Annotated in this window: 25 protein-coding genes; 11 read left to right on the top strand and 14 right to left on the bottom strand. The window is 23.0% G+C overall.

What is annotated here, in order from left to right; all coding sequences use genetic code 4:
- Nucleotides 1–11: 11 nt before the first annotated feature.
- From AACL03_RS08785 to AACL03_RS08760, 6 genes are all read right to left on the bottom strand, one after another.
- Nucleotides 12–266 carry a hypothetical protein gene (locus tag AACL03_RS08785; RefSeq protein WP_174480864.1) on the bottom strand — a complete coding sequence of 85 codons (255 nt, stop codon included), beginning with the start codon at nucleotides 264–266 and terminating at the stop codon, nucleotides 12–14.
- Nucleotides 267–287: 21 nt separating this feature from the next.
- The gene (locus AACL03_RS08780) at nucleotides 288–494 is read right to left on the bottom strand and encodes a hypothetical protein (protein ID WP_174480862.1); all 207 of its coding nucleotides are present in this window, start codon (nucleotides 492–494) and stop codon (nucleotides 288–290) included.
- Nucleotide 495: 1 nt separating this feature from the next.
- On the bottom strand, nucleotides 496–729 hold the full coding sequence (locus AACL03_RS08775; RefSeq protein ID WP_338960396.1) for a hypothetical protein: 234 nt from the start codon (nucleotides 727–729) through the stop codon (nucleotides 496–498).
- A gap of 30 nt (nucleotides 730–759) precedes the next feature.
- On the bottom strand, nucleotides 760–978 hold the full coding sequence (locus AACL03_RS08770; protein WP_339038691.1) for a hypothetical protein: 219 nt from the start codon (nucleotides 976–978) through the stop codon (nucleotides 760–762).
- Nucleotides 979–980: 2 nt separating this feature from the next.
- Entirely contained in the window at nucleotides 981–1,844 is an 864-nt protein-coding gene (locus tag AACL03_RS08765) for a hypothetical protein (RefSeq protein WP_339038965.1), read from the bottom strand.
- A gap of 125 nt (nucleotides 1,845–1,969) precedes the next feature.
- On the bottom strand, nucleotides 1,970–2,245 hold the full coding sequence (locus AACL03_RS08760) for a hypothetical protein (RefSeq protein WP_338974505.1): 276 nt from the start codon (nucleotides 2,243–2,245) through the stop codon (nucleotides 1,970–1,972).
- A 505-nt stretch (nucleotides 2,246–2,750) separates the two neighbouring features.
- Here AACL03_RS08760 and AACL03_RS08755 point away from each other — a divergent pair.
- Entirely contained in the window at nucleotides 2,751–3,611 is an 861-nt protein-coding gene (locus tag AACL03_RS08755) for a hypothetical protein (RefSeq protein WP_339038780.1), read from the top strand.
- A gap of 32 nt (nucleotides 3,612–3,643) precedes the next feature.
- Nucleotides 3,644–4,120 carry a hypothetical protein gene (locus AACL03_RS08750; protein WP_339038835.1) on the top strand — a complete coding sequence of 159 codons (477 nt, stop codon included), beginning with the start codon at nucleotides 3,644–3,646 and terminating at the stop codon, nucleotides 4,118–4,120.
- A gap of 140 nt (nucleotides 4,121–4,260) precedes the next feature.
- On the opposite strand, the gene AACL03_RS08745 is transcribed toward AACL03_RS08750, so the two are convergent.
- Together AACL03_RS08745 and AACL03_RS08740 are read right to left on the bottom strand one after the other, a co-directional pair.
- On the bottom strand, nucleotides 4,261–5,505 hold the full coding sequence (locus AACL03_RS08745) for an ISNCY family transposase (RefSeq protein WP_339038837.1): 1,245 nt from the start codon (nucleotides 5,503–5,505) through the stop codon (nucleotides 4,261–4,263).
- Nucleotides 5,506–5,619: 114 nt separating this feature from the next.
- Nucleotides 5,620–6,555: a rolling circle replication-associated protein gene (locus AACL03_RS08740; RefSeq protein ID WP_339038695.1), complete on the bottom strand. Its 936-nt coding sequence runs from the start codon at nucleotides 6,553–6,555 to the stop codon at nucleotides 5,620–5,622.
- Between the two features lie 378 nt (nucleotides 6,556–6,933).
- On the opposite strand from AACL03_RS08740, the gene AACL03_RS08735 reads away from it, so the two are divergent.
- The 5 genes from AACL03_RS08735 to AACL03_RS08715 all read left to right on the top strand — a co-directional run bounded on the left by AACL03_RS08735 (nucleotide 6,934) and on the right by AACL03_RS08715 (nucleotide 10,944).
- Nucleotides 6,934–9,000 carry a fructose-specific PTS transporter subunit EIIC gene (locus tag AACL03_RS08735; RefSeq protein WP_339040080.1) on the top strand — a complete coding sequence of 689 codons (2,067 nt, stop codon included), beginning with the start codon at nucleotides 6,934–6,936 and terminating at the stop codon, nucleotides 8,998–9,000.
- A gap of 9 nt (nucleotides 9,001–9,009) precedes the next feature.
- Entirely contained in the window at nucleotides 9,010–9,348 is a 339-nt protein-coding gene (locus AACL03_RS08730; protein ID WP_338956877.1) for a hypothetical protein, read from the top strand.
- Between the two features lie 145 nt (nucleotides 9,349–9,493).
- Nucleotides 9,494–9,958 carry a hypothetical protein gene (locus AACL03_RS08725; RefSeq protein ID WP_339040079.1) on the top strand — a complete coding sequence of 155 codons (465 nt, stop codon included), beginning with the start codon at nucleotides 9,494–9,496 and terminating at the stop codon, nucleotides 9,956–9,958.
- Nucleotides 9,959–10,005: 47 nt separating this feature from the next.
- Nucleotides 10,006–10,263 (top strand): hypothetical protein, encoded by a 258-nt coding sequence (locus tag AACL03_RS08720; RefSeq protein WP_338956883.1) that lies wholly within the window; start codon nucleotides 10,006–10,008, stop codon nucleotides 10,261–10,263.
- 60 nt (nucleotides 10,264–10,323) lie between these two features.
- Nucleotides 10,324–10,944: a hypothetical protein gene (locus tag AACL03_RS08715; protein WP_339040078.1), complete on the top strand. Its 621-nt coding sequence runs from the start codon at nucleotides 10,324–10,326 to the stop codon at nucleotides 10,942–10,944.
- Nucleotides 10,945–11,012: 68 nt separating this feature from the next.
- Here AACL03_RS08715 and AACL03_RS08710 read toward each other — a convergent pair whose 3' ends face one another.
- The 5 genes from AACL03_RS08710 to mgtA form a co-directional block, all read right to left on the bottom strand.
- A complete protein-coding gene (locus tag AACL03_RS08710) occupies nucleotides 11,013–11,573 on the bottom strand; it encodes a hypothetical protein (RefSeq protein ID WP_339040077.1) in 561 nt (186 codons plus the stop codon).
- Nucleotides 11,545–13,044: an AAA family ATPase gene (locus tag AACL03_RS08705; RefSeq protein WP_339040076.1), complete on the bottom strand. Its 1,500-nt coding sequence runs from the start codon at nucleotides 13,042–13,044 to the stop codon at nucleotides 11,545–11,547. Before AACL03_RS08705 ends, AACL03_RS08710 begins: the two co-directional genes overlap by 29 nt.
- 190 nt (nucleotides 13,045–13,234) lie before the next feature.
- Nucleotides 13,235–13,576 (bottom strand): hypothetical protein, encoded by a 342-nt coding sequence (locus AACL03_RS08700; protein ID WP_339040075.1) that lies wholly within the window; start codon nucleotides 13,574–13,576, stop codon nucleotides 13,235–13,237.
- A 217-nt stretch (nucleotides 13,577–13,793) separates the two neighbouring features.
- The gene (locus tag AACL03_RS08695) at nucleotides 13,794–15,380 is read right to left on the bottom strand and encodes a hypothetical protein (protein ID WP_339040074.1); all 1,587 of its coding nucleotides are present in this window, start codon (nucleotides 15,378–15,380) and stop codon (nucleotides 13,794–13,796) included.
- Between the two features lie 146 nt (nucleotides 15,381–15,526).
- Nucleotides 15,527–18,250 (bottom strand): magnesium-translocating P-type ATPase, encoded by a 2,724-nt coding sequence (gene mgtA, locus AACL03_RS08690; RefSeq protein WP_339040073.1) that lies wholly within the window; start codon nucleotides 18,248–18,250, stop codon nucleotides 15,527–15,529.
- A gap of 434 nt (nucleotides 18,251–18,684) precedes the next feature.
- Here mgtA and AACL03_RS08685 point away from each other — a divergent pair, with 434 nt between their 5' ends.
- Both AACL03_RS08685 and AACL03_RS08680 read left to right on the top strand, forming a co-directional pair.
- A complete protein-coding gene (locus AACL03_RS08685) occupies nucleotides 18,685–19,545 on the top strand; it encodes a hypothetical protein (RefSeq protein ID WP_339038780.1) in 861 nt (286 codons plus the stop codon).
- 32 nt (nucleotides 19,546–19,577) lie between these two features.
- Entirely contained in the window at nucleotides 19,578–20,054 is a 477-nt protein-coding gene (locus AACL03_RS08680) for a hypothetical protein (protein ID WP_339038835.1), read from the top strand.
- Nucleotides 20,055–20,194: 140 nt separating this feature from the next.
- On the opposite strand, the gene AACL03_RS08675 is transcribed toward AACL03_RS08680, so the two are convergent.
- Complete coding sequence (locus AACL03_RS08675; protein WP_339038837.1) at nucleotides 20,195–21,439, bottom strand: ISNCY family transposase; 1,245 nt, start codon at nucleotides 21,437–21,439, stop codon at nucleotides 20,195–20,197.
- Nucleotides 21,440–21,619: 180 nt separating this feature from the next.
- Between AACL03_RS08675 and AACL03_RS08670 the strand changes: the two genes are divergently transcribed.
- Together AACL03_RS08670 and AACL03_RS08665 are read left to right on the top strand one after the other, a co-directional pair.
- Entirely contained in the window at nucleotides 21,620–22,567 is a 948-nt protein-coding gene (locus AACL03_RS08670; protein WP_339040072.1) for a rolling circle replication-associated protein, read from the top strand.
- Between the two features lie 61 nt (nucleotides 22,568–22,628).
- Entirely contained in the window at nucleotides 22,629–23,144 is a 516-nt protein-coding gene (locus AACL03_RS08665) for a hypothetical protein (RefSeq protein ID WP_338956756.1), read from the top strand.
- The last annotated feature ends 45 nt before the right edge of the window (nucleotides 23,145–23,189 follow it).

Raw genomic sequence — 23,189 nt, 5'->3', positions numbered from 1 at the left:
AATTTCACATCCTAATGTCTTGTAAATCTAAATAATCCTAAAATTAAATAAAATACAAAACTAACATTTATTAAAGCAAGAATAGGCAAAGGTAAAGTGTATAAACTATCATAAAAAAACGACTTAATAAAAAGTGTCACAGTATGTAATCCAGCAAAAGAACTTAAATACTGCATATAAATAGTTTGTACCAAAGTATTAACAACTGGTAAAAGTCTACCCAATAATGGTAAAACAAAAACCAAACTAAAAAATAACTTTACCATTTGCTTACTCCTTTCTAATTACTAATGAGTTCCATGGATAATATGACCAACAAACTGCTTAATAAATACAAGAACCATAAATACAATTGAAATTAACACTGGTCAATTTGTAAGTGTTCCACCATCACCAGTAGTAAATACTCAACCAAAAATATAAGTAAAAGCATTTAATAATTGTTGTCCTACACCACCTATCATGGTTAATAATGCTGATAGTCCAGCGGGCATATTAATCACCCCCTTTCTCTAATTCTTTTTGTTGTTTTTCCATTTCTAATTTACGTTTCTTCTTTTCAAAATCTTTACGACAAAAAATACAATCAGGCTCACTATCATTCTCCTTTACATGTTTTCTATGTTTATATTTTTCTATACCTTCACGTATTCAATTTCTACAAAATCAAAGAATTAAACAAAAACCACCAATATATAACACATATTTTATAATTTCTTTCATATCCATTATTTATCACTTCCTTTTTTTCTTTTTTTTTTAAAAATCAATTAAACTAAATAACTCATAAAAAATTACTAAAACAAAAAGTAAAATATTAATGCCTAAATCTAAACCAATAAAAAAATCAAAATTACCATTTATAATATTATGTATTTCAGCAACAGTTCAAACCATAGAAAAAAACCAACAATAAAACAAAAAAACATGAAATTTAGGAGTGTCATACCACTTTTTTTTAATTTCTTTATTTTCCATTATTAAACACCACCTAATGTATAAGCATAAGAATAATCCCAATTTAAACTTGCTCTATCTAAATTAATCTCCGACATATTATCATCATTTAAATCAACATCAACCATACTGTCATTTGTACTTTGATAATCACTAACACTAGCATTAATTAATCTTGCTCTTTCATCTGTAAATATTTCTTGTAATTCACTGTTATTATGTGTACTTCCCAATGGCAATAATAAAGTATTAATAATCTCACTTGCACCGGCAATAATCGTAGGAATAGCAAAATAATTATTAAAATTATTATTAATACCCATAGCAACACCACTACTAATCAAACATCCACCAGTACCCATATTTGCTATCTTTCTTATATTTTGAAATCTATTAGGGATTAACTCAGTTAAACCACTAATAACATTTGCTATACCAAAACTATTTAAAGATATATAAGTATCTCAATCTACAAAAGGAACATCAATTATCGGTTTAACAGTTGTAAATGGTGGATACGTTGTTTTAGGTGGTTCAGTAGGACATGGTGGTCAAAAACAAGGTTCATCTCTTAATAAAGAAACTAACTTATCTACATACTGAACAAACTTAGCATAATTTATTAAACCAATTGTTCCTAAACCTAAAAATATCTTTTTATAACTATTAATAACTTTATTTCTAGTAGTTAGTCTTTGATTAATATTCCATATATCAATTCCTAACTTTTTACTAAATAACAAAGAATTAATAGAACCTAATACTGGGTCTTTTAAATATTGACCATAATAAGCACTAACTCCAACCATAGCACTTAATGGACTTAATCCAATTCTTAAAATTTTAGTTAAAGTATAATTACTAGTTTGTTCTAACTCATTAGGCATAAATAAAACTCCTTACTTTATTAATAAGGAGCTTATATATGAATTATAATCTAATCCATTAGGGGCTTAAAATGAAAAATATATAATCCATATATAAGCCCCTTATTTAATTTTTATTTTATACATTATTTTCATTCAGTAATATCTACAATAGTACCGGATAAATCCAAAACTAAATTATAATAATTACCAACTTTTAAATTTAATTTATGTAAATATTTTGAAAAATCATTAACAACTGTTGGATTATACCATTTGTCTCTTACTTTACCAGTAGGTATATTTGTTTGTTTATTAATTTCCAAAAAAGTTAAAACATCAAAATTTAAAAACTTACCTTGATTATTTTTATCGGGTATCATTTTATCTTTTTCAATATTAACTAATTGAGTTTTAAACATAAAAATTGCCAATCCTTTCTATAAATTTTAATAAAAAAAATAATAGATTGAATTGGCAAACAATTAAGTAATTAAATTAAAAATATTATAAATACAAAATTAATTTAATAAATAAAAAGTTTTTAATATTAATATTTAACTATTCCTCGCATGGAACTGTTACCAATTCAAATAAGTAAAATATTATTTAAAAACTAATCTAAAACAATATAAACTTATAAATTAATAATATCAAATATTATAAAAAAATCAATAAATATAAAAATGAAAAAGTAAGTAATATTTTATTCCATGCGAGTAAAATAAACATTACTTACTATAATAAAAGTATAACAAAAACAAAATAAAATACAAATATAGTATATATATTACTGTCAATATCGAGTGAAAATTTCCCAAAAATATTTATCAAAAAAAATAAAAAAGAAGTAAAATTTAACAAATAAAAGTTGCTTTGTTTTGAAAGTAAATATTTTTATATTTACTTTCAAAGGAGAACAAAATTATGAAATATTTTAGTCCAAGTTATTGATTTAAATTGTGAGTATTAACTGCTCCACTTTTAAATAATAAAATACAAGGTATTAATGGTAAGTCAATTGATAATTCAAATATTAAAAATTGAGTTAGAAAAAATACGACTAGTTTAGATTTAGTAAATCAACAATTAAATTTTGCAAGTAATAATCAAACAGATTTTATTATTAACAACCCAACAACAAATAGCAAAATAAATATGAATAAACATCGTCATGAAAAACACAGAAATCGATTAAAAAGAACATTAAATGGTAAAAACGAAATAAGGGGTAGTTGAGGTAAAGTAACTTGTTCATTTACACCAAAAACTTTTGAAGGAATAATAGCTGATTATCATTATTGAAAAGATAATCCTGCATGAGAACTTGGCGAAAAATTTAAAGAGGATATGATGCAACGATATAATTCTAATGATATTTCAATTACTGCAATTTTTCCATGAACATGAAAAGAAATACAACAAGTAGGTAAAACAATTTGAGATAATTTTTCAAAAATTGAAAAAGTATATACAGATAGTTCTAGAAAAGAACGTATAGAAATTGTACTTTATGAAAAACCATTTAATTGATTTGATTTTGAATCAGTAAGAATAATAACAGAAGATGAGAAATATTATCCAAATAATCGTCTTGATAATTTAGAAAATGATTTTCCAGATTGAAATAAAGATATAAAAATTAATTTAGGAAAAATTAATCATAACGTTGATAACGAAATTAAAAGTGCCATAAAGAAAAAATATCATAATTTTAAATTATCAGAAGTTTATTTATTGGATAAATCTAATTACTCACACTTTATTGGCTATTTTGAAAAAAAATAATTGTTGGTACTTTTAGTCCCTATTCTTATGGTTTGACAAAACCAACTTTTACCTATGTAACACAAGATAAATTTAATGAAATTTCAAATATTATAGCAAATGATTCAAAAGTTAAACAATGATTTGCACATATAAATGAATGAAATTCTACTTTACCACAAGCAATCAATAATTCTAAAACATTTAATCCTCAAGCATTATATAATTGAAAAAGACAAGAAAAAGAAATAATAAAAGGTTATATAAGAGATTGAAGTTATATTTCAACTTTAATTGAACATGAATTAAACAAAAATATTCAAGGAATCAAAGCAGATTTTGAAACTTTAAAAAAACAAGTTAATGAACTTGACAACAGACTTCTAAATCTAGAAAATAAATCAAATTTAAATTGTGAAAACACATTAACTATTGTTAATGGTGCTTTAAATACTATTCCCATAATTGGTAATGTTGTTGGTGGTATTACAACAATGGCTTCTGGTGCTTGTGCTATTGGTGGTGTATAATTTTATTTTTTATATCTTTAAAATCAATTTTAAGGCATCAAATTTGCTGCTCGACAAACGATTTAAAATTTTATATAGTTAAGTATTCACAAAAATAATCTTTTATAAAAAGAATTTTATCTAATTTTAATTTGGTATTATTAGTATCCATATCTTCAAGGATGGTTTTTATTTGGTATATAAACCTTTTTAGTTTTTATCAACTCTTCTTTGATAATTGGTTTTGGTGCTATTTCTTTTAATTCATATATTTGATGATTATAACTAAGATATAACTCATTAATAAACGATTTAAGTACAATTACATCAGTTCTAGGTTGTATGTATTGAACTTTGCTATTTTTATAAGGAAAATACTTTTTACCATAATATGTTATAGTTGAACCACTATCCGTTTTTCTTTTAGAAAATCTTGAAAGATAAATATTTATTTCTTCTTGGTTTGGAGCTTTAATCATAGCAGATTTATTATTATCAATAGGTAAGGCAAATTGCTTATTAAAAATACTTATATATATTTTAAGAAATTGATTAGCTTCTTCTAAATTTTTAATTTTATTAAGTCTAAGTTCACTAATTAAGCGACTTTGAAGTGTTCCAAATAAGCGTTCGATTCTACCCTTAGCTTGTGGAATGGAAGTTCTAATAATTTCAACACCTAAATCATTACAAGACTTTTGGAATTGAGTATAAGTATCATTTTCCGTGTTTATTTTGCCAGCATCGATTTGTTTTTTATATCCAAAAACTGTTCTATTATCAGTATAAAATGTTTTTGGTATGCCATATTTAGTTAAAATTTGATAAAAAACATTATAATAACCATCTAATGTTTCTTGATGATCAAATCATAGTCCGACAATATTTCCTGTAGCATCATCAATTGCAGCATGTAAAAAAGCTTTTGGTTTATCCTTACCAAATCAATGATGATTACTTGCATCCATTTGAATTAATTCACCAAAATTTGTTCTTCGGTTTCTTGTAGGATGCAAGTTATTTTTCTTATTTTTATGTCTTTTTGGTGAAGTAATTTTTTCTTTAATTAATATAGTATAAAGTGTACTATATGAAATTTTAATTTTTTCTTCATTGTTTAATTTCTCATGGAAATGTTGAAAATTAAAATTATAATATTTGGTTTTATATAAATTTATAATCTTAATTTTGATTTCAAAATTTGTTGTTTTATTAGAAATTTTATTTCGGGATTTATGAATAAAACCAACTTTACCTTCTCTATTGAAAATTTGAATTAATTGGTTAATTCTTCTAATAGTTAGGTTAAGTTTATTCTTAGCTTGATGTTTAGATAATTTATTAATAATAATGTCATTTATAATATTAAACTTATATTTTTCTTTCATAGTCATGCTTCTTTCCATATTTATCACCAAGTATATTTAACTTTACTTTTGGGAAATTTTCACTCGATAACTAATAGGAAATTATCACTAAATAATGACAATAGTATATATATTACTTGAAAAAATTTAAAATTAATGTAGAATACGATTTTTTAAAAATATTTTTTCAATTTTAGTTTTATCAAAAACTTTATAAAGAAAATCTAAAACTTCATTTTTATTAAATTTATTTTTTAATCAATACCTAAATCTTAAACTATCTAAACTTATATAATAGTTAAAATCTTTAAAATAATCACTAGTAACAACATAATCATAACTTCCGCCAATTAATTGAGTATTACCTTGTTCATTTGGTTTAGTTTTAAATAAATAAAATTCTTTTGCTTTTTCACATGCTTGTACTAATTTTTGTAAACTTAACATTTTAGTACCACGAACTACAAGCGGATTTTTACAATTTCTACTAAAAGAATATGCTTGAATACCAACATCTTTTTGATTTAAAGATTTAATATTTTCTTGTACTTTTGTTACATATTTACTCAAATATTTAACCACAAATTCATTTGTACCTTTATGTACAACTTTTAAATCAATACCTTTATTATTACCAACATGTGGTCATCATTTAGTTATCATACTATAAGGTATTTTACGATTAAATAATATATGAAAATGTACGGCTCCTCGTTTTTGATATTCATAAACATAAAAATATCTTAATTCACCTAAATGTTTAGAACGTTTAGGGTCATTTCATCAACGTTTTAAACGTTTAAAAAATAATTGTAAATCATGTTTTGCTTTTCTAATATCAGTTTCATTTTTATGATAAGTTAAAGTTAAAAAACTTAAAATTCTTGCATTATAAAAATTATGTAATGCTTTTTGAACTAATTTACATTTAGTACGAACGTTATTATTTCTTAACTTAGTAATATTACCAATATTCTTTATACCTAATTTATTTCTTTCATTTTTTAACATATCAATAGGTAAAACAACATTTTTAACATAACAAGCATAAAAAATTTTTTTAACATAAAAATTATATGAAATATTCATTTATAAACATTCCTCGCATGAAATTTTTATAAAAATAAAATTGAATGATTTATAAATAAATATAAATCTTTATATATCTTATCATAGAAAATAAAAAAAGTATCAAACTTTACACTTGCGGTGAAAAATGATACTTAACTAAATTAATTTTACATTATTTTATAAATAAGTTATTTATATTAATTTATAAGGAAATATGGGATTAATGTTGATAATTTTTATTTATTATATTTTGTTTAAAAAACAGCAAAAACTTTGAAGTATGTAATATATCTAATTTTATAAATATTAAATTTAATTGAATAAATAGTTAAAAATATATTTTAATTATCTTAAAAAATCTCTGGTTTTTATTAAAAAAAGGAGATAAAATAATCATTGGAAAGGAAGGTAAAATTGAAAATAACTAATGATTTATTAAACAACTCACATATTATTTTTGAATCTAATATTAAAAATCAAATAGAAGCACTAACTAAAATTACTGATTTGGCATTTTCATTAGGTTATATTACTAATCGTGATGAATTACTAAAAGCATTTCTTGCTCGTGAACAAGAATCATCAACAGGTTTTGAAGGTGGAATTGCAATTCCACACGCTAGAATTAAATCAATTAAAAAACCTGCAATTCTAATATTATGTAATAATAATGGTGTTGACTGAAAAGCAATAGATGGACAATTAACAACTTTTATTATTGCTTTAATAATTCCTGAAACACAAGCAGAAAATTTACATTTAGATATTTTAAGTACACTTGCAATTAAACTTGTAAATGAAGATTTTCGTAAAAAATTAAAAAATGCAAAAAATTCACAAGAAATAATATCGCTTATTAATGATGAAACAGTTAAAAATAGTACTAAAAAAGAAATAAAAACAATGAAAAATAAGGAAACAAAAAAAATTATTGGAGTTTCTTCTTGTACAACTGGAGTAGTTCATACTTACATGTGTAAAGAATTATTAGAAACCGCAGGAAAAGAACTAGGCTATCAAGTACATATTGAATGTCAAGGTCAAAAAGGACCAGAATATGTACTAACAGAACAAGAAATTAAAGAAGCGGATGTCGTTATTTTAGCAACAGATGTTGCAATTGACTTAGAACGTTTTATTGGTAAAAAAACATATACTTGTGGTACAAAACCAGTAGTTAAAGATGCTAAACAAACTATTAAAGAAAGTTTAACAAAAGCAAAAATATACGCTGAACCTAATGGTAATAGTGGTGATTTCATTTTAAATGCTTCGAAAGGTAAACCAGCAATTTTAAAACATTTATTAAGTGGAGTATCATATATGATACCATTTGTTGTTTTTGCTGGTTTAATTTTTGCTATTGTTGGTGGTATCGCAAAAGGTACTTTTGGTAATGGATTTGAATTTAAAAATTCATGAGAAGAACAACTTGTTTGATTAAAAACAAATCCACCAGGAGTTAATTCTGGATTAATTGGTGGTACAACGCTAATGCATGTATTAATGATTATTACATTTTTATTAGTATCACCTGGTACGGGAATGTGATTTGGATGAGAAGTATTTAATCTTACTGCTAGTTCTAAAATTGATGCAAGTCAACCTTTTCAGGGTAACGCTAATGTTTCATGAACATTATTTGGTGCTCTTTATGGAGGACTAATGGCTGGTTATTTAGTTAGATTTGTAAATTCATGAAAAGTACCAAAATGATTATTACCAATTATGCCAATTATTATTATTCCTGTTTTTTGTACAGCAATTATTGCAATTCCAACCGCTTTCTTTTTAGCAGCACCGTTTGGATATGTAATGGGTGCATTGGATTATGGTTTAAGTTGAATGGGGTTACATCCAAATATAGGGTTTTTAGTTGGATTATTATTAGGAGCAATGGTTGGATTTGATATGGGTGGTCCAATTAATAAAACAGCTGTTCTTGTTGCAACATCATTAATGGTACAAGATGGTGGTCGATTAATGGGACCAGTAGCAGCAGCGATTCCGATTGCACCATTGGGTTGTGCATTAACATCAACAGTATTTAGTCGTAAATTATTTACAAAACAAGAACAATCATTAGGGTGAAATGCCTGATTATTAGGGTTTATGGGAATTTCTGAATCTGCTATTCCATTTGCAGTGAGAGATACATGAAGAACAATAGTTGCTAATGTTATTGGTAGTGCTGTTGCGGGTGCTTTAGCATTTGGTTTTGGTGTACTTGGTCATGTTGGGGCTTGAGGTTCTTTTATTATTGCTTTATTTGGTGGTGTTACTAATATTGATGGTAGTTATATTGGTATTTTATGATATGCAGTAGCTATTATTATTGGTACGGTAGTACAATCTATTATTTATACTTCACTTTTATTGCAAAAGCAAGGATTATATAGATCTTCAATTTTAACGTTATTAAATAAAATTGGAATTAAAACTAAAAATAAAAAAAGAAAATAATATTAATATATGAATAATAAAAAAAATTGATGATTTGAAAATCAATATAGTCGAAGTTCAATAACTATTGATGATAAAAAAATAACTATTTATCATAAAGGATTAACAACTTTTAGTTTAAAAAAACAAACTAAAAATATTATTATGATTAATAATATTAATTATTTAGTTCTTAGAAAGCCAACTTTTTGACAGTGTGGGTACCTTTATTTTGTTTTAAAAAATGAAATTGAAAAAACTAATAATCAAGAAATTTTATTATCTAATTTATGTATAGCCTTCAAACGAAAAAATGAATTTAAAGAAGCAGAAGAAATTAAGAGTATTATTGATAATTTAACTATTTAAACTAAAAAAAGCTTTTAATTGACACATTAAAAAAAATAAATTACAATTCTAATTATAATTTAATAGATGTCCAATCCTAATATAGATATTTCTCTATATTAGGATTTTTATTAAATTAAAATATTTGAAAGGAAGATTAAAAGATATGCCTAAAAATATACAAAATATACAAATGACAGAAAAAGAATATAAAAATTTTAAAAATTATAAAAAACAAAAAGCAATTCAAGAAGAAATGATATTAAAAACAAAAAGTACAGCAAAAAAAGCGGGGAAAATTGCTATTAATCATGCGCCAACAATAGGTGGTACGTTGGGGTTTTTAGCGGGTGGATTTGGTGCAGGACTTACTGATAATAATTATAATACTATTTTTGATATACCTGTTGCAATTTCTTCAGGTGTTGGTGGTGCAATAATTGGATCTGTTGTAAAACAAAATTACAAAGCTAATATTGCTGAAAAAAAAGCAAAACGACAAGAAAAATTACAATACATGCTATTAGAAAATATAAATAATTCATCAGATTCAGAATCCGAAGAAGAATCAGAACAAGAATTTGAACAAAACAAAGAAAATAGTTTGTATACTGATTTTGAAAAAAAATAACATTAAAAGAAGAAGCAATAAAAAAGAGAGAACTTTTATTACGAAACATGAAATTAGATGCAAAATTTCAAAAGCAAGAACAACAATTAAAAGAATTGAGTATTCAAAATAATTCAGTCGATGATATTCTTACAAAAGAATTAGCAAACACATTATCTACTGTTCCTATGACTTTTGCTACTTTAAATAAGGGTAATCCTATTTCTCAAGATGTAATAAATGCTGCTAATTTAATGTCTATAAGTCCATCTTCAAAACCTGTTGCTGATAAACAAGAAAACCAAAAACCTCTTATTTCTATGTAATATCATATACATTAATGAAACAAATAATAAAATCAGATATAGTTTAAAGGAGGATTACTTATGCATTTTGATCCTATCGAAGACTTGTTTAATGATTTAGGTTCACAGTTTCAGTCTTTTGGAAATGATACTGAAACTTTATTTAATAATTTTGGTGATAATATAAGTTCAGAATTTGAAGTATTTACAAAAGATTTAAATACTAATTTTCAATCTTTTAGCAATGATGCAAGTAATGTCTTTAATGATCTAGGTAAGGAGTTTCAATCTCTGAGTAATGAAATTAGTGAAGGTTTTCAAACATTTGTTCATAATTTTGAAACTGCCTTTAAAGATTTTGGTAATAATATAAAAACTTTTTTTAATAATATTGGTAATAATATTGAATCATTTTATAACGGTATTACTTCATTTTTTTTAGGAATTGAAAATTTAATTAAAATTATGCCCTATGCAATTGGTGGAGTAATTGGATCAGTTATAGCATTTAAGATTTATAAAGCAAGAAAGTCAATGTTAAAAAATGAAAGAATAAGAAAAATATATAAAATTTGTAAAAATCAAGAACTAAATAATGATATTAAAAATGTTAATTTTGATAAATTAAAACCAGTAGTAAATAATACAAAACTTACAACAAGTAAATCAAAAAAGTTTACTAAAAAAATTTTAGTAAAATAAAAAATAAAATGCACCGTAATTAGATTATAAAATCAATATGGTGCATTTTTCATTTTAAAATATAAATTTTACTTAACTTCACTAAAGTAGTCATCCATTTTAAAATAATCAATACTATGATCAAAAGTTGATGAATAAATGATTTTAAAATTTAAAGAAATGCGATGTTCTTTATTTAATTCATCAACTTTATTATTTAATTTCTTTTTAATTCTTTTGATATTTCTAATATTACGATCAGTTTCTCTTCTAATATTAAATACAAAAAAACATTTAATTTTGTCAAAAGAAATTTCATGTTTTTTATCAATATTATGTTGAAAACAAATAAAGGTATCAGTAAATTTTTTTGATAAATCATTAATAATGTCTTCATGAAAATGTTTTTGAATTTTAAATTCAATGAATAAAAATTCATTTCTTTTATTATAAGTGATAGCATCAATTGATTTAATACCACGTGAATGACTACAACATAAAAGTTTAAAATTATCACCATCAATTGCATATTCTTCAGAATCTGAAGAATATGTTTTAGAAGCAGTACTATAAGATAACAAACGAAATGTTTTTTTATTTTTTTTATAAATAAATATTAAATTATTTTTTAATGTCTCATTTAAATTCATATTCGTCTAACTCCCTATATGGATAACTTAAAGCTTCATTAATGTGATCTAAACTATTCTCTTCAATTATACAAGAATCAAAATTTTTATCTTTGTTAATAAAATTATATTTAAAATTTAAGTTTTTAAAGTCACGACTTGCTAGTGAAGTTATTGTTTCAAGAATATATGGACTATGTGTTGAAATAATTAATTTAAAATTAATTATTTTAGCAATATTTAATAATAGTTTAGTAAATAAATATTGTCATTCTGGATGAATATAGGCTTCAGGTTCATTAATAATTACTAAGTTACCTTCTTTAAAAAAGTCACTTTTAACCATTTCTTTAAATGATTCAATAATTTTTAATCCACGTGAGGAGTTAGCAAGTTTAATAGTAATACCATTCTTAGTTAAACTACCATTTTCAAAGTTAATTTTATTTTCATTACCAAAATAGTTTTCAAGTTCTTGATTAATTTTTTGTTTAATTAATACTAATTTCAAATTACTATACTGTTCAATATTTTTTTGAATATTAATTTTATTTTTAAAATCATCTAAGTAGTGACACTTTTTAAATTTGAAAATGTTATTTAATGATAATTTTAATTTTTCACTCTCTAACATATATGATGATTGTTTTTTACTAAGACTTTCTTCAATCATTAAATTTAAAATTTGGTCAGTATCACTAATATAAGTAGCATCAATTATTGGGTTTTCAATAATATTTTCTAAGTAATTAAACTCATGTTCTAAAGAAAATTTATTATTTTCATTAATATTAATTGTTAAACTTTTGTTATTGTCTAAACTAAGTTTTAAATAACTATCTTTATTATTATATTTTTTATTTCTTAAGTTTTCACCATGAAAGTTTTCACGAAGAATATTAGCCATTAAATATGAAATGATATCAGTATCTTTATTATTAAATAATTCTAAGGTTTGTAAAATATCATTATTAATAATATTAATTGTATATTTAATAATTTTAATTTTGTAACTATCTTTATTAGTATCTAATTCAATTCTTTGTAATGTTTTGGTAATTAAATCATCATTTATTTTTAGCAATTGATGATAGTCTGTTAATAAATTAATTCAAAAATTATTAAATTTTTCAATTTTATAATTAAAATTTGTTATTCATTTTTGCATAAATGTTTTATTATTTAAATTAATATTATTATAAATAGATTCAATTTCTTTAAATAAAGCACTTTCTTTTTCACTACTATTAAAATTTGTTTCAAGAAAATTACTACCAGTATTTTCAATTTGTGTAAAATTATCTTCAGCAAAGTTAAAAAAATTCTTAATTATTTCTGACTTAATATCACTAGTAGCAATTTTTACCATTGCAAAAACTAACCTACTTAAGTAACTTTTACCAGTGTCATTAACACCAGCAATAATAGTAATATCGCCAATATTTAAAGAAGTATCATTAAAAGGACCAATATTTTTTATTTTTAATTTCATTTATATCACCTATATATCATTTTAAACTATATAAATATAATAACATTTAACATTATTGAAATGTAGAAAAATAATAATAGTAAAAAATAATAAATATAAATTATTAAATTTTAATGAATATAGTAATTGTTAATTATTTCACAATTTTCGATTGCATCTCAAAAATTGTTATTTCTTTTATTTTTTATTTTTAAACAAATAATTGGAAAAAGAATAATGTAATTACATAAAATAAAGTTGGTACTAAAATTATACAGAAAATAACTCCAATTTGTAATTCTACTCAATTATAATAATTTCCAATATTTTGACTTATATAACATACGTATTTTGGTGAATATTCTAAAATATGATATATGCTGGTTGTAGCTAATATTTGAAATCCATTTCTTTCTATATTTTCAAACTTTAACGTTGTTTGATTACGCATATGAGAATGATAATCACAAAAATCTATGAGAATTAAACCAGAAATTATAAGTAAAATAGTTAAAATAAATAATAATATTGTTATTATTTGTATTTTTTTCATTTCTTTTTACTCCCTTAAATCTAATATAATAAAGAAAATTAATATATATTTTGAAAAATAAAAATATTTTTATTTATACAACGTAACAATATTAACAAATTTAATTAACTTTACAATAATTTTTATCTATTTTTATAAATAATACGGAAACTATTTACTATTATTTTGCAGTTATTTTTATTAAAATATTAATTTTTAAGAAAAGTTTTAGCAGTAGTTATGCAATTGATAACTTTCTTCTTTTTTTGCTATCATTTTTTTCTGTATTTTCTAATTTACGCTTTTCTTTGTTAACTTCTTCTTTTGTTAATCATTCTTTTACTTTATTAAAATCTGTTTTCTTTTCTTCTGATCAATTTGTATCATCTTCATCTAATATTGCATCTAGGTATATCTTAAAAATTGCTTTTTCATTATCAGATAAATTTTGATCAGTTTGATATTTTTTGAAATTATGGATAGCAGTTACTCGTTGTTCTAAAACATCTTTTTGTAATTCATTAAAATTAGGACAATTTGGAAGTTTTTTAATAGATGTTATAATTTTTGAATCAACATATGATAAATCATCTAACATACTATCTACTTCTTCTTTTATCTCATTATCAAAAAGATAATTTTTATTTTTAAAAGGATTACTATCTATTTTGTTAATATCAGTTAATACACTATTAACCAAATAATTAGTAACTTCTTTTAAGTTATATTTAATAGCTAAAGTTCATCAAGTTAATCCTTCTCTAGTTATGTAATTATTATAATTACATTCATTTGTTATTAAGAAATCAATAATCATCATTTCAATTTGATTTTGATTTCTTGGTAATTGATGTAATCAATCAATTATCATATCTTCAAATTTAAAAGGTTTTTCATTATTTTTATTTTTAATATCAAAATTAATTTCTAAATCACCATTTTCATTTTTTAATAGTAGTGTTCTTATAATTTTTTTATTATTACTTTTAATTGCTCTATGTAATATAGTGTTATTAAACTCATCAATAGGTGTATTAATATCAAAATATTTGCAATTTTCTATTATTTCTAACATATCAAAATTGTTGTTTAGGATTGCTATTTCGTAAGGTATATTACCATTATCATCTATTTGATAAAAATTAGTTTTTTTAGTGATGGCAAAATTAATTCTAAAATCAGTTTTATTACCCTCTTTAGCAATAATATGTAAAAGATTTTGATTTTTATTATTAATACTATTAATATTAAAATGAGAATTATTTTGAAAATCATTAACTAATTCACGAATTTCTTCATTTGTCGGATATGCATCAGCTTTATTAATCTCTTGTATTAATAATTTGCAAAATGGGGTTTCATTTTGCAAATTTACTAAATTGGGATTAACTTGTGAATTATTAATTAGTTGTTTTGCTATATTTTTAAACTCTCCTCCAAGTTTTCAGTCTACAATATATTGTTTCATAATTGCTAAATGTAAGGGTGAATTTCCTTCAATATCTTGTTGATTTAAAAAATTTTTATCATTTTTTTTAAAATTTATTAATCAATTAATAAGTTTTATTTTATTAGTTGTAAATTCTATTAATTCACTTGAAGTTTCTCAACCTTCCTCATGTGGATCATAGTTATATTCATCTTCTATTTCTGCTCCTTCATCTAAATCTAATAAAAAACTATTATGAAGGGCATTTCTATTGTTATTATCTAAACTAATAACTTCCTCATCACTAATGTTTGGATTATTCATAAAATCTTCAATAATAGAAAATTGAATTCTTTTCTTTTGAAATTGATCAATAAGGTAATTTAATGTTAGCATACTTTTATCTGTTCCTATCTATAATATGAAATTCCTGTTACTTTATTAAAAGTAACAGGAATACAAAAACTTTCTTTAGTTTTACATTTATTTGTATCATAATTTTAAAAAAATCCAATACATTTTTCTTAAAATTAAAATTTAGTTTATAATCAGCGTTTATTAACCTTTATATATATCATTTTTAATAATTGACTAGCAATGAAATAAACAATGACAACACCAGCTAAATAAGCATAAAAAATTAAAGGAATTGGTGTTAAACCAATAGTAGCTCCTAATTGTGTATATGGAATACTAATGCCAATAATAGTAATTATAATTGTTGTTAAAAATAACTGATGAGATGGCATACTTTGAATAAAAGGTACCTTAGAAGTTCGTAATAATTGTACAATTAATGTTTGTGAAGTAACTCCTAAAATAAATCATCCAGTATGAAATAATGATTGTTGATATATGCCAGCATCACTATTAGGATCTACATTAGCAAAATTGGCAAAGATATGTAAACCATATCCTAAAAATAAAAAGGTGGTTATATCAAATATTGAACTTAGCGGTCCATTCCAGAATGCAAAAGGTAAAATACTTTTTGCATTTCATTTTTGTGGTTTTTTAATAAAGTCTTCATCAACCCTATCTCAAGGAATTGCTAATTGAGAAATATCATATAATAAATTTTGTAGTAAAATTTGAATTGCCATCATTGGTAAAAAAGGTAATCAAATTGAAGCAATTAAAATACTTAATGAATTACCAAAATTAGAAGAAATAGTAATTTTAATATATTTTAAAATATTACCAAAAGTATTTCTGCCACTAATCACTCCTTGTTCTAAAACATCTAAATCTTTTTCTAATAAAATAATATCAGATGCTTCTTTGGCAATATCAGTAGCACTATTAACAGATATTCCAACATCAGCGTGATGCAAAGCAACAGCATCATTAATACCATCACCTAAAAAGCCAACAGTGTGACCATTTAACTTTAAAATATCAATAATTCTTGATTTTTGTAATGGATCCATTTTCGCAAAAATAGTAGTTTTATTTACTAATGCTTGTAAATGTTGATCATCCATATCTTCAATGTCACTACCTAATAAAGGAATTCCTGGCTCTAATCCCACCTTTTTACAAATTGCTTTAGTAACAATTTCATTATCACCAGTCAAAATTTTAACATCAATTCCGTGTTGATTAAGAGTTGTTATTGCTTTAATAGCACTAGGTTTAGGTACATCTAAAAAACCTATATATCCTAATAAAACTAAATTAGATTCATCTTCTATTTTAAAAACTGTTTTGTCACTAGCAAAATCTTGATAGCCAATTGCAATTACTCGTAAACCATCATTATTTAATTCCGTACTTAATTTTAAAATATTTTCTTTAATTTTATCAGTTAAGGTAATTACTTTCCCTCCAATTTCAACTTTAGTACAAATTTTTAATATTTCTTCTACTGCTCCTTTGCAAATTAAAGTATTATTAATTTTATCTTTTGAAACTACTATTGACATTCGTCTTCTTATAAAATCAAAAGGTATTTCATCAATTTTACGATAGGGCATTTCAACTATTTTATTATGATGAGCTTTAATGTGTTGGACAATTGTTTTATCAATATTATTTTTTAATCCAGTTTGTAAAGAACTATTTAAATATGCCATTTCTAAAACTTTGTTTGATTCAACACCTTCTGGATCTAAGTGTTTAACTAACTCAATTCTATCCTCAGTTAAAGTACCGGTTTTATCAGTGCATAAAACATCCATTGCACCAAAACTTTGAATACTAGTTAAATTTTTAACAATTACTTTTTTATGTGATAATCTAATTGCACCTTTTGCTAAGTTAGCACTAACAATCATTGGCAGCATTTCGGGGGTAATACCAACAGCAACTGATATTGAAAATATTAACGCTGTTAAAATATTATTTTTAGTAATTACATTAACAATAAATATTAATGGTACCATTACACACATAAAACCAATAAGAATGTAGGTAACTTTTTTAATACCTTTACTAAAACTAGTAACAGGACGTTTACTAGTTACTGCACTAGCAATTGATCCAAAATAAGTATTAACACCTGATGCAATAACAATAGCAATAGCACCGCCCGAAACAATACTAGTACCCATAAAACATATGTTTTCTAATTCTAGGATACTACTTTTTTTATTATCATCTTTAGTATTAATAGCATGTTTTTCAACAGGAAATGTTTCACCAGTTAGTGCTGATTGATTAATAAATAGATCGGTTGAAACTAAAATTCGAACATCAGCAGGAATCATATCACCAGAAGATAAGAAAATAATATCACCTGGTACTAAATTTTCAATTAATACTTCTTTTGTAAAATTGGCAACACTATTTAAAGCATTAAAATCAATTTTTTTATTTTTATTACTAAATCGAAAAACACTGGCTGTTGTTTCAATTAATTGTCGTAATTTTTCTGAAGATTTATAGGAACGATAATCTTGAAAGTAAGATATAAAAACACTCAAAATAATCATTACTAAAACAATAATAGCACTGTACAAATCAACATTTTTATCAGTATTAGTATCAATAATACTGTAACTAATAAAATTATAGATAACTATTATCATTAAAACAATAATAAAAGGATTAAAAATATTGTGCATTAATTTTTTGTATCAAACAAATCGTTTATGAGAAAAAACATTTTTACCATATTTTTTAAGTCTGTCTTCTACTTCTTCCTTTTTTAATCCGTACATACTACCATCTAATTGTTGGATAACTTCTTCTTTCGATAGTTGCGAAAATTGTTTAAACATGGTTGTTGTTTTTTGTTCTATATGCTTCTTTTTAAAAAATTGCATTATCAACCAACCTTTCTTCAAACGTATAATTTAATTGTATACTAAAATCAAAAGAACTTTATTTTAGTGAATAAAGTTCTTAAAACTACCAAATATTTAAGAATAATATTCTTCTATTTTCAATAAAAAATTTGTATTATTTTTAAATACAAATTATTTATATCAAAAATAGGAGTAAACATCAATGATTTAAAAGGAGTTGAAATATAATTATAAATCTTCTAATCAATTTTCTATATTTATTAATCAAATATGATAGTATTTAGTTAAACTTGATTAAGTATCGTTTTTCTTTTATTATTGTCAATATCGAGTGAAAATTTCCCAAAAATATTTATCAAAAAAAATAAAAAAGAAGTAAAATTTAACAAATAAAAGTTGCTTTGTTTTGAAAGTAAATATTTTTATATTTACTTTCAAAGGAGAACAAAATTATGAAATATTTTAGTCCAAGTTATTGATTTAAATTGTGAGTATTAACTGCTCCACTTTTAAATAATAAAATACAAGGTATTAATGGTAAGTCAATTGATAATTCAAATATTAAAAATTGAGTTAGAAAAAATACGACTAGTTTAGATTTAGTAAATCAACAATTAAATTTTGCAAGTAATAATCAAACAGATTTTATTATTAACAACCCAACAACAAATAGCAAAATAAATATGAATAAACATCGTCATGAAAAACACAGAAATCGATTAAAAAGAACATTAAATGGTAAAAACGAAATAAGGGGTAGTTGAGGTAAAGTAACTTGTTCATTTACACCAAAAACTTTTGAAGGAATAATAGCTGATTATCATTATTGAAAAGATAATCCTGCATGAGAACTTGGCGAAAAATTTAAAGAGGATATGATGCAACGATATAATTCTAATGATATTTCAATTACTGCAATTTTTCCATGAACATGAAAAGAAATACAACAAGTAGGTAAAACAATTTGAGATAATTTTTCAAAAATTGAAAAAGTATATACAGATAGTTCTAGAAAAGAACGTATAGAAATTGTACTTTATGAAAAACCATTTAATTGATTTGATTTTGAATCAGTAAGAATAATAACAGAAGATGAGAAATATTATCCAAATAATCGTCTTGATAATTTAGAAAATGATTTTCCAGATTGAAATAAAGATATAAAAATTAATTTAGGAAAAATTAATCATAACGTTGATAACGAAATTAAAAGTGCCATAAAGAAAAAATATCATAATTTTAAATTATCAGAAGTTTATTTATTGGATAAATCTAATTACTCACACTTTATTGGCTATTTTGAAAAAAAATAATTGTTGGTACTTTTAGTCCCTATTCTTATGGTTTGACAAAACCAACTTTTACCTATGTAACACAAGATAAATTTAATGAAATTTCAAATATTATAGCAAATGATTCAAAAGTTAAACAATGATTTGCACATATAAATGAATGAAATTCTACTTTACCACAAGCAATCAATAATTCTAAAACATTTAATCCTCAAGCATTATATAATTGAAAAAGACAAGAAAAAGAAATAATAAAAGGTTATATAAGAGATTGAAGTTATATTTCAACTTTAATTGAACATGAATTAAACAAAAATATTCAAGGAATCAAAGCAGATTTTGAAACTTTAAAAAAACAAGTTAATGAACTTGACAACAGACTTCTAAATCTAGAAAATAAATCAAATTTAAATTGTGAAAACACATTAACTATTGTTAATGGTGCTTTAAATACTATTCCCATAATTGGTAATGTTGTTGGTGGTATTACAACAATGGCTTCTGGTGCTTGTGCTATTGGTGGTGTATAATTTTATTTTTTATATCTTTAAAATCAATTTTAAGGCATCAAATTTGCTGCTCGACAAACGATTTAAAATTTTATATAGTTAAGTATTCACAAAAATAATCTTTTATAAAAAGAATTTTATCTAATTTTAATTTGGTATTATTAGTATCCATATCTTCAAGGATGGTTTTTATTTGGTATATAAACCTTTTTAGTTTTTATCAACTCTTCTTTGATAATTGGTTTTGGTGCTATTTCTTTTAATTCATATATTTGATGATTATAACTAAGATATAACTCATTAATAAACGATTTAAGTACAATTACATCAGTTCTAGGTTGTATGTATTGAACTTTGCTATTTTTATAAGGAAAATACTTTTTACCATAATATGTTATAGTTGAACCACTATCCGTTTTTCTTTTAGAAAATCTTGAAAGATAAATATTTATTTCTTCTTGGTTTGGAGCTTTAATCATAGCAGATTTATTATTATCAATAGGTAAGGCAAATTGCTTATTAAAAATACTTATATATATTTTAAGAAATTGATTAGCTTCTTCTAAATTTTTAATTTTATTAAGTCTAAGTTCACTAATTAAGCGACTTTGAAGTGTTCCAAATAAGCGTTCGATTCTACCCTTAGCTTGTGGAATGGAAGTTCTAATAATTTCAACACCTAAATCATTACAAGACTTTTGGAATTGAGTATAAGTATCATTTTCCGTGTTTATTTTGCCAGCATCGATTTGTTTTTTATATCCAAAAACTGTTCTATTATCAGTATAAAATGTTTTTGGTATGCCATATTTAGTTAAAATTTGATAAAAAACATTATAATAACCATCTAATGTTTCTTGATGATCAAATCATAGTCCGACAATATTTCCTGTAGCATCATCAATTGCAGCATGTAAAAAAGCTTTTGGTTTATCCTTACCAAATCAATGATGATTACTTGCATCCATTTGAATTAATTCACCAAAATTTGTTCTTCGGTTTCTTGTAGGATGCAAGTTATTTTTCTTATTTTTATGTCTTTTTGGTGAAGTAATTTTTTCTTTAATTAATATAGTATAAAGTGTACTATATGAAATTTTAATTTTTTCTTCATTGTTTAATTTCTCATGGAAATGTTGAAAATTAAAATTATAATATTTGGTTTTATATAAATTTATAATCTTAATTTTGATTTCAAAATTTGTTGTTTTATTAGAAATTTTATTTCGGGATTTATGAATAAAACCAACTTTACCTTCTCTATTGAAAATTTGAATTAATTGGTTAATTCTTCTAATAGTTAGGTTAAGTTTATTCTTAGCTTGATGTTTAGATAATTTATTAATAATAATGTCATTTATAATATTAAACTTATATTTTTCTTTCATAGTCATGCTTCTTTCCATATTTATCACCAAGTATATTTAACTTTACTTTTGGGAAATTTTCACTCGATAACTAATAGGAAATTATCACTAAATAATGACATTTATTATTTGTTTTTATAATTTTTTATGTTAAGATTTGTTTATTATTAAAATGTATAAAATTGGTTTTTTAAAACCTAGAACGCGGAAGTTTTATATATGGATATTCAACAAGATTTTTATGTTAAAAAAATTTTTTATGCTTGTTATGTTAAAAATGTTGTTTTACCTATTTCTTTTTTAAATAATATTGGAAATAAAAAAGGTAAATGTTATGTTGGAAATAAACAAAAATTGAGAAATAATACTTCTAGTACTAAAACTAATTTAATTCAAAAAGCATTACATAATTTTTATAATAGTAAAATGTTAAGTTTTGTTACTTTGACTTATAAAAATAATATGCAAGATATTAAAAAAGCAAAAAAAGATATTGGTTTATTTTTTATTAAATTAAAAAAGTGATGAAATGACCCTAAACGTTTTCAAAATTTAGGAGAATTAAAGTATTTTTATGTTTATGAATATCAATCTCGTGGTGCTATTCATTTTCATATAATTTTTAATAGAAAGATATATAAAAGTATGTTAGCAGAATGATGAACTCATGGTTTTAATGATTTAAAAGTAGTTAAAAAAGGTACAAATGAATTTGTTATTAAATATTTAGGAAAATATGTTACAAAAGCCATGGATGATGTTAAATCTATAAATCAGACAGATGTAGGTGTAAAGGCTTATGCTTTTAGTCGTAATTGTAAAAATCCTCTTGTTGTTCGTGGTATTAAAAAATTGACAATTGGAGATATAATTAAAGCAAGTTTTAATGCAACAAATGTATTTTATTTTAAAACTCAAAGAGATAGTAATGGTGATACTGTGATGATTGGTGCTATTATTGAGAGTACTGTTGTAAATGATTATTTTAAAGAATATGAAGATTACGAAAAATATGTATATTTAAGTGCTTTATCGTATAAACATTATTTATGGACTAGTGAAATTGGTTATTTAAATCATAGAGATAGAGATGTTTTGACTTGGGTTTATAAAGTTTTTGGTAGTAAAGTTGAAGAAATAAATTTTAAGAAAAAAGTTTTACATTAGTTTAATTTTTAGTATTTTTTTTATTTTTTTAAATTATAATAAAATATAAAAGGAGAAAAAAATGGATACTAAAACAATAATTGAAATTTGTACTAGTATTATTAGTGCTATGTCTGTTATTATAACTTTAGGAATTACTATATATTTTCAATTTGAAAATAGAAAAAGAACAATTAGAACAGAATTATATAAAGAATTAGAAAAGATTTGAAATAAATATCAATTTTTTTCTTATGAAGAGAAAAATTTACTTAGAGATTATAAAAATGAAATAATAGGTAGTAAACAACTTTCAGTAAAAGAAATGTCAAAACAATTTATAACACATTTTAATTCGTATTTGTGAGAAGTAAATATTTTATTATCTATTTTTAATTTCGAAAATAAATATGAATGTTCTCAATGTAGAAGTATTATTGATACAAAAAAATGAGATGAATTTACTAATTCATTATATAATAGGAAAAAAATAATTGATTGAAGTGTAATTTTTAAATTCTTTTTAGTAACTGAAAAAAACAAGTTAAAAATTATGATTGCTATTTGCCCGAATTGTTTAAAAAATGATTTAAAATAATAAATTTAAAAATTTTAAGTTTTATCATAAAAAATTAAATTATTA

The organism is Spiroplasma endosymbiont of Andrena trimmerana (assembly GCF_964019575.1).
GTDB lineage: Bacteria > Bacillota_I > Bacilli_A > Mycoplasmatales > VBWQ01 > Spiroplasma_E.
The sequence above is the reverse complement of the archived record's forward strand: the minus strand, read 5'-3'. Positions and strand labels throughout refer to the sequence as shown.